This window comes from Bradyrhizobium sp. 170 (assembly GCF_023101085.1).
Classification (GTDB): Bacteria; Pseudomonadota; Alphaproteobacteria; order Rhizobiales; family Xanthobacteraceae; genus Bradyrhizobium.
The window spans coordinates 4,879,723-4,891,693 of sequence record NZ_CP064703.1 but is presented as its reverse complement, the minus strand read 5'-3'; the positions used below and the strand labels follow the sequence as shown (position 1 = coordinate 4,891,693).

12 protein-coding genes and 1 pseudogene are annotated in these 11,971 nt (G+C 60.4%); 8 read left to right on the top strand and 5 right to left on the bottom strand.

Annotated features, from left to right (window positions below):
• Positions 1-27 precede the first annotated feature (27 nt).
• The 4 genes from IVB05_RS22735 to IVB05_RS22720 all read left to right on the top strand — a co-directional run bounded on the left by IVB05_RS22735 (position 28) and on the right by IVB05_RS22720 (position 3,609).
• On the top strand, positions 28-741 hold the full coding sequence (locus IVB05_RS22735) for an ROK family protein (protein ID WP_247778148.1): 714 nt from the start codon (positions 28-30) through the stop codon (positions 739-741).
• Between the two features lie 229 nt (positions 742-970).
• Positions 971-1,357 (top strand): cupin domain-containing protein, encoded by a 387-nt coding sequence (locus tag IVB05_RS22730; RefSeq protein WP_247778147.1) that lies wholly within the window; start codon positions 971-973, stop codon positions 1,355-1,357.
• A gap of 284 nt (positions 1,358-1,641) precedes the next feature.
• Positions 1,642-2,640 (top strand): tripartite tricarboxylate transporter substrate-binding protein, encoded by a 999-nt coding sequence (locus IVB05_RS22725; RefSeq protein WP_247778146.1) that lies wholly within the window; start codon positions 1,642-1,644, stop codon positions 2,638-2,640.
• A gap of 24 nt (positions 2,641-2,664) precedes the next feature.
• Positions 2,665-3,609: an oxygenase MpaB family protein gene (locus IVB05_RS22720; RefSeq protein WP_247786849.1), complete on the top strand. Its 945-nt coding sequence runs from the start codon at positions 2,665-2,667 to the stop codon at positions 3,607-3,609.
• 2 nt (positions 3,610-3,611) lie between these two features.
• Here the strand turns inward: IVB05_RS22720 and IVB05_RS22715 are convergent, their stop codons facing one another.
• The gene (locus IVB05_RS22715) at positions 3,612-4,244 is read right to left on the bottom strand and encodes a BA14K family protein (RefSeq protein WP_247778145.1); all 633 of its coding nucleotides are present in this window, start codon (positions 4,242-4,244) and stop codon (positions 3,612-3,614) included.
• Between the two features lie 885 nt (positions 4,245-5,129).
• Positions 5,130-6,068, bottom strand: a complete 939-nt coding sequence (locus IVB05_RS22710) for a TAXI family TRAP transporter solute-binding subunit (protein WP_247778144.1) — start codon at positions 6,066-6,068, stop codon at positions 5,130-5,132.
• A gap of 428 nt (positions 6,069-6,496) precedes the next feature.
• Between IVB05_RS22710 and IVB05_RS22705 the strand changes: the two genes are divergently transcribed.
• The 3 genes from IVB05_RS22705 to IVB05_RS22695 all read left to right on the top strand — a co-directional run bounded on the left by IVB05_RS22705 (position 6,497) and on the right by IVB05_RS22695 (position 9,147).
• Positions 6,497-7,540 carry an SH3 domain-containing protein gene (locus IVB05_RS22705; protein WP_247778143.1) on the top strand — a complete coding sequence of 348 codons (1,044 nt, stop codon included), beginning with the start codon at positions 6,497-6,499 and terminating at the stop codon, positions 7,538-7,540.
• Positions 7,541-7,821: 281 nt separating this feature from the next.
• The gene (locus tag IVB05_RS22700; protein ID WP_247778142.1) at positions 7,822-8,118 is read left to right on the top strand and encodes a cytosolic protein; all 297 of its coding nucleotides are present in this window, start codon (positions 7,822-7,824) and stop codon (positions 8,116-8,118) included.
• A gap of 462 nt (positions 8,119-8,580) precedes the next feature.
• The gene (locus tag IVB05_RS22695) at positions 8,581-9,147 is read left to right on the top strand and encodes a hypothetical protein (protein ID WP_247778141.1); all 567 of its coding nucleotides are present in this window, start codon (positions 8,581-8,583) and stop codon (positions 9,145-9,147) included.
• Between the two features lie 289 nt (positions 9,148-9,436).
• Here the strand turns inward: IVB05_RS22695 and IVB05_RS22690 are convergent, their stop codons facing one another.
• Positions 9,437-9,739: a hypothetical protein gene (locus IVB05_RS22690; RefSeq protein WP_247778140.1), complete on the bottom strand. Its 303-nt coding sequence runs from the start codon at positions 9,737-9,739 to the stop codon at positions 9,437-9,439.
• Between the two features lie 186 nt (positions 9,740-9,925).
• Positions 9,926-10,912: a hypothetical protein gene (locus IVB05_RS22685; RefSeq protein WP_247778139.1), complete on the bottom strand. Its 987-nt coding sequence runs from the start codon at positions 10,910-10,912 to the stop codon at positions 9,926-9,928.
• A 139-nt stretch (positions 10,913-11,051) separates the two neighbouring features.
• Between IVB05_RS22685 and IVB05_RS22680 the strand changes: the two are divergent.
• Positions 11,052-11,150: pseudogene (locus tag IVB05_RS22680) on the top strand (FMN-binding negative transcriptional regulator); the annotation flags it as partial.
• Positions 11,151-11,256: 106 nt separating this feature from the next.
• Here the strand turns inward: IVB05_RS22680 and IVB05_RS22675 are convergent.
• Positions 11,257-11,961 (bottom strand): hypothetical protein, encoded by a 705-nt coding sequence (locus tag IVB05_RS22675; RefSeq protein WP_247778138.1) that lies wholly within the window; start codon positions 11,959-11,961, stop codon positions 11,257-11,259.
• Between the last annotated feature and the right edge of the window lie 10 nt (positions 11,962-11,971).

Sequence of the window (11,971 nt, the reverse complement as noted above, 5' to 3'; positions counted from 1 at the left end):
TCGTCCGATAGCGCAGGGCGCGAATTCATGGTGAGGAAAACGGGCAAGCGTGCATCGCGACACACGATCCTGGCGATCGACGTCGGCGGTTCGCGCGTGAAGTTCATGACTGACAAGGAGCGAACCAAACGCGCGTTTGCGTCCGGTCCTGATCTTTCTGCGAAAGCGATGGTGACGAAGGTCAAGACGCTGACGAAAGACTGGTCCTATGACGTCATCTCGATCGGATATCCGGGGCCTGTGATCAACAACCGGCCCTTGTCGGAGCCTCACAATCTCGGCAGGGGATGGGCCGGTTTCAATTTCGAAAAGGCCTTCGGCTGCCCGACGAGGGTCGTCAACGATGCGCTGATGCAGGCAATCGGCAGCTACCAGGGCGGCCGGATGCTGTTCCTGGGCCTGGGAACGGGTCTTGGCTCCGCGATGATCGTGGATGGCATTCTGGAACCGATGGAGCTAGCTCACCTGCCGTACCGCAACGGAAAGACGTTCGAGCAATGCGTCGGCGCCGCAGCCCTCAAGCGCGTTGGAAAGAAGAAGTGGCAACGCGCTGTCGATGACGTCCTGGCGCGTCTGCTCGCCGCACTGGAGCCGGATTACGTCATGCTGGGTGGCGGAAACGCCGACAAGATCGACAATCTGCCGCGCAAGGTTCGGCTAGGCGACAACGCCGACGCGTTCGAGGGCGGATTTCGGCTGTGGAAGAAGGGGGCGGTCAGACCGTCCGGCGCACGGCGATAGAGAATGCGTCCTGGCGGCGTCAGCGCATGGGCCGTGAGCGGGCGATATGACAGGCTCGGCAGTTTCCCGATACTAATTCCACCCGGCCCGGAACGTCGAGGCACTCATCCGGGCCGCTCGCTCTGGGCCGGTCGATGTGCCGAGATGTGCAGTTCGCCCACCGGAAGAACATGCTAGGATCGGTCCCCTTGGCGAACTGGAATGAGCCACCTTTTCCGGAGCAAGAGCCATGAATCAGCCCGTGCCCGTCAACCCGCCCGAACTTCGCTCGCACATCGTAGCGGCGTCGAAGATGCCCTGGCAGCCGACGCAGTTCGAAGGCATCGAGATGAAGATCCTCTATCAAGATGACGAGGGGCGCTCCACTATCCTGTTCAAGATGGCGCCCGGCGCAGTCGTGCCGCTGCACGAGCACACCGCGCTCGAACAGACCTTCATGCTCGAAGGCTCGCCGGAAGACGCCGAGGGGCGCTGCGGCGCCGGCGACTTCGTGTGGCGACCGGGCGGCAACATCCACGTCGCCCACGCTCCTGACGGGGCGACGTTCCTGGCGATATTCAACAGGCCGAACCGATTTTTCGATGGGACGAAGTTTTTTACGGCGGAGGAGAGGTGAAGGCCGCATCGAAACCGTCGGCCGCGCCACTCAGTGAGGACAGCCGCTTGATCGGCGCGTGAGTTGGCGCCGTCGAGCGAACATTTTCCATCCAGCAGAAAGCCCGCGATGTCCTCGCGGGCTTTTGTCGCGAAAAGCAGGCTTTGCAGTTTCGCTCGCACCTCATAAGCTGAGGTCAGCCGAACGCGCCCCACCTCCGGTCATCAATCGAAGGCCGGAGGTAAGGAGAAAAGAACAGCAGCAAAGCTGCGACGTGGCGCATGGCGTGCAAGGGGAGGACACCGATGCTGCTGTCTATCGACCGCCGTCGCGCGCTTGCGACCATCAGCTCTTTCGTCGCCGCGCCGTTTCTGGCGCCACGTGTAGGCCGGGCGGCAGAGGCCTGGCCGATCCGCCAGGTGCGCTACGTCAACGGCTTTCCGGCCGGCGGCGCCACCGACACGCTGTCGCGCGTGCTCTGCCAGAAGATGAGCGAACTATCCGGGCAAACCTTCGTGGTCGAGAACAAGGCCGGCGCCGGCGGCGTGCTGGGCGCGGATGCGATCGCAAAGGCGGCGGCGGACGGCTACACGGTCGGGCTCGGCGGCATCGCCAGCAACGTGCTTGCGATCGGCAGCTACGCCAGGCTGCCGTATCATCCGCGCGAGGATTTCACCTTCATCTCCGGCATGTGGCAATTGCCGAACATCCTGACCGCGAAAAAGGACCTGTTCTCCGCGGATATCAAGGAATTGCTCGCGGCGTTCAGGAAGGACCCGGGCAAATACACCTACGCGTCCGCCGGCTTCGGCACCACGCTGCATCTCTCCGGCGAGATGATGAACAGCATGGCGGGCGTGCAGGTCCGCCACGTGCCCTATCGCGGCGCCGCGCCGGCGCTGAACGACCTGCTCGGCGGCAATGTCGATCTGCTGTTCGACAATCTGCCGGGCTCGCTGCCGAGCGTGCGTTCCGGCGCGATCCGGCCGGTCGCGGTCACCGCGAAAAAGCGGCTGGCGGAGCTTCCCGATGTGCCCGCGTTCGCCGAACTGTTGCCCGGCTACGAGATGACCTCATGGACCGCACTGATCGGTCCCGCCAACATGCCCGCCGACCTCGTCGCGCAAATCAACGCGCTCACCGTGAAGGCGTTGAAGGATCCCTGGGTGAAGCAGCGCTACGCCGACCTCGGCGCCACTACCTGGCCGACCACGCCGCAGGAGATATCAGCCTATCGCGACAGCGAGGAAGCGCGGCTGCTACCGATCATGAAGGCGGCCGGAATCAAGCCGGAGGGCGGGTGAGGGAGGCGGGCCCGCTTGAGGGACATGCCGTTGTTGTTGTCCGACGATGATTTCGAAAACAGTCTCGACGCCGTTCGCGCGGCGGCGGCCGGACCCGTCAACGGAATCTTTGGCCCCGAGTCCCTGACGTGGCGGGTCGACCGCGAAGCGGCGATCTTCCTTGGCGCCGGGCGGGCGCTGTTGCTGCAGTTGGCGCACCCCTGGGTCGCCGCCGCCATCTCGGAGCATTCACGGACCTTTGCCGATCCGGTTGGCCGGTTTCACCGGACATTCAACATCACGTTCACGATGGTGTTCGGCACGCTCGATCAGGCGCTGGCCGCAAGCCGCCGCCTGCATCGGCGTCACGCTGCGATAACCGGGACATTGCCACAGGCGGCAGGCCGCTTCGAAGCCGGTTCGGCGTACCACGCCAATGAGGTCTCGGCGCTGCGCTGGGTTCACGCCACACTGGTGGAAACCGCCTTGCAGACGCATGACCTCGTCCTGCCTGCACTCAGCAACAGCGAGCGCGAGCAATACTGGGCCGAGGCGAAGCTGTACGCGGCGTTGTTCGGCGTACGACCGACCGATTTGCTGGCGGACTGGACGTCGTTCACCGCCTACACGGAGGCGATGTCGCGCTCGGATATTCTCGCGGTCAGCCCCGCCGCCCGCGACATCGCGCAGCAGATCTTTTCAGGCTCCGCCACCGGACTGCGCGTGCCCAGATGGTATCGCGCGCTGACGGCCCATCTGCTGCCGGAGCGGCTGGCCCGGGAATTCGGATTTGAGTTCGGCGAACGCGAAGCGCACAGCATGAACCGGGCGCTGACGTGGATCCGGCGCATCTATCCGAGGCTTCCCATGCGCCTGCGCGCGGTGGGCCCTTACCAGGAGGCGCTGGCGCGCTTGCAAGGCGACAAGCAGCCGGACCTTGCCGTGCGCTGGCTCAACCGGCTCTGGATCGGCCGGCCGATGATGGAATGATTCTATCGGCAAGAATGCGTCTGGCCGTCGTAGCCTCGGTAAGTCCCGGACGACGGATTGTAGGTGCGGAATTGGGTGCAGACCATGACCATGGTCCGTTCGCGCGGCTTGTGGGCTGCCTTGGCTGCCTTGGCCGGTTGCACCGATTTACTGTGCTCTGCCCCTTTGCTTTGGACAGCGCTTGCTGATTGCCTGGCGACAATGTTCTGCTTCAAGGCGGGCTTCTTGTGCGCAATCGCTGGTTTTTCCTCGGCAGGAGCGGGCTTCTGCTCGACAACCGCAGGCTTCGCGTCCGCGACGGCCGGCTTCTGCTCGACGATGGCAGGCTTGTCGTTCGCGGCAGCCGACTTCTCCTCGACAGAAGCGGGCTTGTCCTGCGCGATTGCTGGTTTCTCCTCCGCGGGAGCCGGCTTCTGCTCGGCGGTGGCGGGCTTGTCGTCCGCGGCAGGCGGTTTCTCTTCGGCAGCGGCCGCAGGCTTTTCCTGCGCGGGCTCCGAAGGCTGCGCTGCGGTCGGGCTCGGATTGTCCGTGGCCGATGTCTGCGCGAGCGCTTGAGCGCTTATCACCATAAACAAGACACAACACAGCACGCCGGCGCGCTCGGCGACGGCGGTCGATAGAACTGACAAACGCATGGATTGATACTCGGCTAATGTCCCCGTGAAAGTTCCACACGCATTTGCGGCAAGTCTGTGAACAGTACGGCTCTTTCGCGAGCGACGACGCGCTTAACACCGAGAGTGTGTGCCGGCTGCCACACCACGCGTCTTGAGGCCTGGCGCCAAAACAGCGAAAAGTGTCGTTCCACAATCAAAGCGAGCGTAGCCCGGATGGAGCGAAGCGTAATCCGGGGGCGGTGACCACCTGTGCGAAAGTCCCCGGATTGCGCTGCGCTCCATCCGGGCTACGGGCTGACACACCTCCGCGATCTCGCGGCGCTGATCGCCCGAGGTTTGCATCTTCGTTGCCCTCCTCTTGAATAGAGGGCGCAGGGAAGACCGGGTGCTTGCTGCACCCGCGGTCTCGTGTGCGATTTGCGCTAAGAAAATGCACACGAGCATACAGGTACAGGCGGAGCATCCCGGCCTTCCCTGCGCAGTGGCTTTACGGCTTACTTCGTGCTCTTCCCGGAGAACGGCTCTTTTGCCTCCGTCGTCGGCGGGATACTTCCCGCCAATTTAGCGCCAGCACCGCGGCGCCCGAACCACACGACTTCGCCGTACGCATCAGGCGCGTACGTCTATCGCGCCTTTCGCGTCCACCGCATCCCACCGCGCGTTCGTGACGTGCGCACGCCCCTCTCATCGGGTGAGACGCGCGGAGTCAAACCATTGATTTGCCCGACAACGAAAGCGGAATATTTTTGCAAAGGGGACTCGACAGGTTTCAGGTGATTTGCCCGTCGTGTTGTTTTGCCGCATGTGATGCGGCCAGATTTGACTTGCGCGCAAAGCAAATCAGCGGGCAGGGCGGATGCGGGTTACTCGCTGCGAGGAGCAGCGCGCGCTGCATTCGCTGATCTAGCGCACGATTTTGATATCCGGGCCCTTTGGCTTGGGCTGCTGCGCGCGCTCCTGCATTGCCGCCACACATTCATATTGCGGCCACTTCGGCAACTTCTCGTCGAGATTCACTTCGCGCCATTTCGGGTGTCCGTTGACATCCAGCCAGGCCTTGTTCTCGCGGATAATTTTGGCCACCTTGGCCACATTCTGGCACTGCTCGCCAGCGTAGCTGAACGTTATCAGAACGGCTTTGACCGCTACCGTTCTCACCTCGGATTCCTGCCATTTGTAGGTGCCGGCCGGGATGACTGCCGTGAGATAGCTGTCGAGGGCTTTGTCGTCCAACCCGATGAGCTGGAATTTATCGTCGACTGTTGTGTTCTCCGAAAAGAGCGTTGCCGGCGCGCCAGCCACATAGAACATTGCATCGATTTCGCCCTTGCGCAGCGAATCCAGCGCTTCCTTGCCGCCGAGAAATACCTCTTTCGACGGCGTGATTCCCGTCTGGAAGAAAATCGTCTTTGCAGTCAGGTATGTGCCGCTTCTTTGAGGACCTATCGCAACACGTTTGCCTTGCAGGTCCTGCAGCGTTTTCAGGGAAAGATCACCGAGAACGTGGACCTCCTCCTTGTAAAGCGGATAAACGGCGGCAAGCTTGGTGGCGATAACTTTCAGTTCCTGGTCGTCAGAAATGTCGCGGATATATTCGAGCACGTCCGACTGCACGATACCGAGTTGGACACCGCGCTTCTTGCGAACGTCGAACACGTTCTGGATAGAGCCGGCCGATTCAAGCACCTGCAAGTAGATGCCGCTCGGTTCGGCGATCTTCCTGACGTCCTCGCCAATCTTGATGTAGGTGCCGGTCGCACCACCCGTGACGATTCCCATCCGCGGCGTCGTCGAGAGCGACATGGCAAGCATAACGGCCATGGCCGAAACAAGAATGTTCATCACTCATTACCTTGCGTTATTGCTCAAATCCGTCGGCCGGATGCGGGGCCTGCAGAGCGACGGCTGCGTTAAGGGAATTACTGCGATTTCAGAGGTTCTACTTGTGGTAGTCTGGTGAGATAATTACGGCGAGTCTGCGGCGCAAAAGCCGGAAAAATCTGACTTCCGGCGATCCAGGCCGTGAACCCACAAATCTACCGGGTGGACGGCTTGTCATGAGAGCGCGGCGGATTACGCTGCGCCAATCCGTCCTGCGAATTCATCCGGGCTACTCGCTACGCGCCGACCCATTGGCGCATACCGGAATGACAAACGGGAGCGGCGCGTCTCGCGCTTGCGAGACGCCTGCATCCTTCTGATAACGCGACCACTCCTTTAGGGAACTCCTGTTTCGCTGCGGCGTTCCAACTCAAGAGGAGGAACGCGCCATGAAACTGAGAGGATTGTTTATCGCAGCAGCCTTGCTGCTGATGCCGACCGCCGCATTGGCGGCGCCGGGCATCGTCACCACCACGGTCAGCCTCAAGGCAGGGCCCGGTGAAGGCTTTCCGACGGTCGACCGCATTCCCGGCGGCGCCCGTGTCAACATCCATGGATGCTTCAGAGGCAAGGCCTGGTGCGATGTGAGCTGGTCGGATGATCGTGGCTGGGTGTCGTCGCGATATCTCCAATATCTCTACCGCAACCGCTACGTCTATCTGCCCGACTATGTCGATGAGATCGACGTTCCCATCGTGCCGTTCGTGCTGACCTCGTACTGGTCCAGCTACTATGCGGGACGTCCCTGGTATCACCGCCGCGCCCACTGGGGCGGCTACTGGCAATCGCATGAGCGTTTCGCGACGCGGTTGACGATCGACCGCTCGGCGGCCCGGATCGGCCGCGCGGCGGCAGCGCGCGACGCTGCACTCCCCGAGGGGAGGGCGCGTGTCGGCGTCGAGGAGAGGTCGCGTGCCCGTGTCGAGGAACGGACCCGCGCCGGTGCGACGGAGCGGACCCGCGCCGGTGTGACGGAACGCGTGACGCGGGAGAAAGACATCGCTACACGTAGCGCGCGCGAAGGGCGCGAACGCGCGGCGGTGCAGCCCCGCATGACACGCGAGAACGTGCGGACGACGCGTGAGAGCGCAAGAGAGAATACAAGAGCGACCGTGCGCGAGAGAGCGGCCGTGCGCGAGCAGCCGACGGCCCGCGCCCGCACGCAGACGCCGCCGGTCGTGGCCCGCGGTCATGACGAACCGCGTGCGGCTGCGCCACGGATCGAGCGTGCTACGCCCCGCATGACGCAGCCCGATGCGGCGCGCGGCGGCGGTGGCCCGCCCACGAGCGCACGCGCGCAGCAGACGCCGGCCCCGGCCGCCCCGCGCGCAGCAGCGCCCGCGACGCCGCAGGGCGGCGCGCCGCAGGCCGCACCGCGCGGTGGCGGCGGACCGGGCGGTGGTGGCGGAGGCCCCGGTCAGGACAGGCGCTAATGAACGAAAAAGCCCGGCCTTGAGCCGGGCTTTTTTTGCTCGACCAGTTGCTGGCGGCCTGACGGGCTGCGCGTTTCTCAACGGTCGCGGGCGAACTATGCCCAAATCGCAGCGAATAGGTTGGTTAGCCAACGGGGCGCGCGAGTGCGCGCCCGATGATAAACTCCGCGTCACCCACCGACTTGTCGCGAGAGAGCGGCGGATTATGCTCTCGCTAATCCGCCCTATGCGCTAAACTGGATATGACGGGTGAGTTCAGTCCAATCGCGAAGGAGTATCCGATGAAATCGCTTTTGCTGCTCACGGCGAGCGGTCCGCTGCTCATTCTCACATCGCACGAGTCCTTACGCGATCAGAAGCTTCTTGAGGTGCTCAAGCACAAAGGGATCGGCAAGTTCGTAGCGTTTGAGGTTCCATTGTCGCTCGCCAAGGAGCGCTATGGCGGGCATTTTCACGCGGTCGAAAGCAATCTGCACGAGACTGATGATTTGAGGGTCCTCGACTTCAACGGCCAGCGGGTCTTTCAGCTCTTCCGTTTCGATGAACTCGGTTCTCCGATCCTACAAGAACAGCCATGATCTGGTTTTTGCCATGTTCTGGCGGCAGCCCGAGGCCTATTACCTCATCTACGCTTGCGTACGGACCTAAGGTCAAGCCGCATGGCGGGATAGGTCAGGCCAGTTGACGATACACGCCGCGCTTTCCAGACATGATGGCTGACGTCGGGCGCACTTGATGCTACCATGCCGCTCGCTCGGATCGTGCGGGTTATGCCTTCTTGCAGGTGTGTAAACCGTTCATCGGCCCTGTCTTAAGTCCGGTTCTACGAGAAACGTCATGAACCGGCGATCGGAGCCACAATCTCCCACATACTTCGTCCGTCTGCGGCGAAGCGTCGTTAGAGCATGATCGCGTCGGCGTTCAGCGCCTGCGCGAAGTTCGACATCAGCAAGGACGTCTTATGTGCCAGCACGTCGTCTCTAACTCCGCGGCAGTTCGCGGCATAGGCGTGAGCCGCCGCTTGATCCAGGGAGGAACCAATGAAGCTCATCAACCCAAGCAAATACGCGATACCCGCCGCAGCGATGACACTTGCGAAAGCAACGCTCCTCGCCGGGGCACTGCTAGCCATTGCTACCGCGGTTGCCCTGGGAGAGCCGATTGAAAAGAAGGGGACTACGCCCTACGTGACGCACTTCATTTTTAAGCCGTTGAAGAGCATTGACATCTCAGGACTCGGCACGGCCACCACGCTGGAGGCGGTCGGGACTACCCAAAACATGAAGGGAGAGAAGATGCTGGACAAGATGTCGGCCCATTGCGTCGCGTTGAACGTGGCGTCCGGCGACAAGAAATACATTGACGGCGCCTGCGTGCTGGCCGACAGCGACGGTGACAAGATTTTCTCGACCTTCGATACGCGCGACCTCGATAAGTCGCAGCCGAAAATGGATTGTGGCACCCACATCATCACCGGCGGTACCGGGAAGTATAAGGGGATCACCGGGAGTGAGCCATTTGCCTGCATAACCATGCCTGCGCCAGCCGGCCCGGGCGGCTATTTCGCGATGGACATCCCGCACAACACGACGTGGGAAATCAAATAAGAACCTCGATGTCCCTCAGAACCGGGGGGCGGCAACAATTAACGAGAGCCCGGCCCAACACAGCCGGGCTTTTCTTCTGCTGAATTTCATCTTCAGGGATCGTAGCCCGGATGAGCGTAGCGAAATCCGGGGCGGTGTTAAAGTGGTCCCGGATGTCGCTTCGCTCATCCGGGCTACTCGCTACTCGTTGCGAATTCTACGACTTCTCTGCGTCATGGCTTGCCTACCACTTCGTCTGCGCTCGCTCTCCTCTAAGAGGGCCGCAGGGCACAATGCGGAATACGCCGCGCTATTCCACTTTACGAGCTAGTCGCTGCAATCCATGAAAAATGAAAAACAATGCAAGAGCCAAAAGGGCAACGCTTGGCCAGAAGTAGAGGGCGTGCGCTTCATAGTAGCGGCCAGGCAGATATGGGAACTCGCCTTGCAGTAGGAAGGTGCCGATCATGACCATTGGAAAGGTGTAGATTGCAATCCAAATATTGGCGAGCCCATCAGGGTTCGATCTGGAAAAGGCCAGCCAGATACCCATTGCTCCCGCGATATAGAGGGCGGGCACGACAAATTTCAGCGCCTTGAACAGTCTAGACAAGGATGTTCTCATGTTGTCGCCCAACTTAAACTCATTCGCCTATAATCAAAAGGCCGCTCTTTCGAGCGGCCTTCCCATCGCTTCGATGGATGCGTTAGCAAGCGTAGCCCGGATGAGCGCAGCGATATCCGGGGCGATGTTAGAGTAGTCCCGGATGTCGCTTCGCTCATCCGGGCTACTTGCTTGCTAGTCACTTACTTGATGCCATTCGCCCTTTGTGTTCTTCATGTCTCGATGACTTGTGCCGTTATCCCAATTCAGGCACGTCCTCACATCTTTGAATTCGTTAAGCTCGCAAGTCTCCCGTCGAATGGTCTTTCCGTTTAAGTCTTCGACGATTTTTAGAAAGCCCTCCTTCCCATTACGGAACGTAAATGTGACTGCGCTCGTACAAGTTTTACGTTCGGGTTCGCAAAATCGCGCAAAGTTGGGCTTGCCGTTGTTTTGACTAGCTGAAAGGCTCGTAGCCTTTTCAACCACTTCGTTCCACGTTGGCACGGTCCTCGAAGCTTGGGCTCCCCCGGGCACAAGTTGAATGGGCTCATCCAAGGTCTGACGAGATGCGGGCGGTTCAGCCGCAATCTGCGGAATCTGGGCAGGCTTACCTACCATCGTCACACCCATCGACTGAAGGTCTTGAGGACTGAGCCAGACCATTTCGCTGGGCGGAGTCACAACCATCCGCCCGATGATCGCCGGCGGGACCCCCAAATCCTTTGCAACGCGTGCCATTGAAACCGTGGCAGCGCCCGATTGAACCGTTTCAGAGCCTGTTTTGTCAGAGGCTCCGTGCACACCAATTCGCGCGGTATAATTTGCAAACTTCGTGTGACCGGCTGCAAAGATCAGAAAGCATGCGGACGCGCAAGTTGCGTTATTTCCGACATTGGTCGAGATTTTTGCAAAGCGCACTGCATCCGCAAGCTTGACTCCTTCCAGCAGATTCCCACCGTCAGAATTCAGGCGGATATTTGCAACGAGCTTGCCTACATCGTTTGCCGATTTGATCGCCGCTTTCAAAGTGTCGGTGTCGCCCTCGACTACCTCGCCGGACAATATAACGAGGACCCTTCCGTCCTTCGCCGCAGTGCTTCTAAAATCGGCGGCCAAGGTCGGATGAACAAGGCCGCAACTCAGCGACAGCCACAAAAAAGCGCATAAAGTTGCCTTCATGACGCACCCCCCATCGGAGTGACTCTTCCGCAACTCCTGCGCGTATGCAAGAAGATTTCCCCAATTGGACCGCGGTGGCCAAGAACATCGCCAAATCCGGCGGTGTCATAGTAGTCTTGGATGAGCGATGCGATCTTGGGCACAAATGGAGCCCACCAAGCGTGGGACGACGCTCGCCGCCATCCGAGTCATTGACCTCGTCGTCGACCAGATCGAGGGCCAGTCAAAGCTCAACCAGCGAGCGTAGCCCGGATGAGCGCAGCGAAATCCGAGGTGGTGTAGAGTGGTCCCGGATGTCGCTGCGCTCATCCGGGCTACTTGCTCAACCCATCCCAGAAGCTTGCCTACGATGCCTTCGAGGGCATAGCTGCTTGCAGAAGTGGCATTGCAGCTTTCTCAGCTCTCAGTGCGATTGTTTCTCGCGCCATATGAACTATCACGATTTTTGCTGACCCAAGCAATAAGTCTGCATCCTGCTCATCTAGGACTACGCGGACATGCATCAACGGATTTCGCTCATTGTCTTTGAGTTGGCGAAGGTAAAATAACGTTTTGTCAGCGGGCCTCGGTTCATCCTTAACGCCCTCCAATCCTTCAATCAAAGCGTGCCAAGTCTTGCCTTCTTTGTCTTCCTTGCCCGTAAACTCGCAGTAGTAAGGACGTAAAACAGCCTCAACGGCGCGGCATGAATGATAGCCTGCCGCAGTCCACAGACCGAACGCAAAGCATCGACCAGCATTGCGATACTCAGACAGGGCAGTTTGTCCGATTATCTCATGTAGCTCAGGTAGGAACGAGCGCTCAAATGAGTCTACGAGGTCTCTGGTGCTATATGAGCCTCTTTTCGGCACCCAGTAAGTTGCCGCAGCCTGCACCTCAGCACGAAAGACGGCTTCAAAATCCTGATAGCTGCGCTCAATCTGCCAAACAAACCAAGGTTCCAACTGCTTTGTTTGAGCATCATCGGGATACTGAAATTGCCCAGTCTGCTTGTCGCGGAAATGAAGGCGCCCGATTGGACGGCCTTTTCGTAGGGGCGTCCGAGCCACGCCTAGAGAT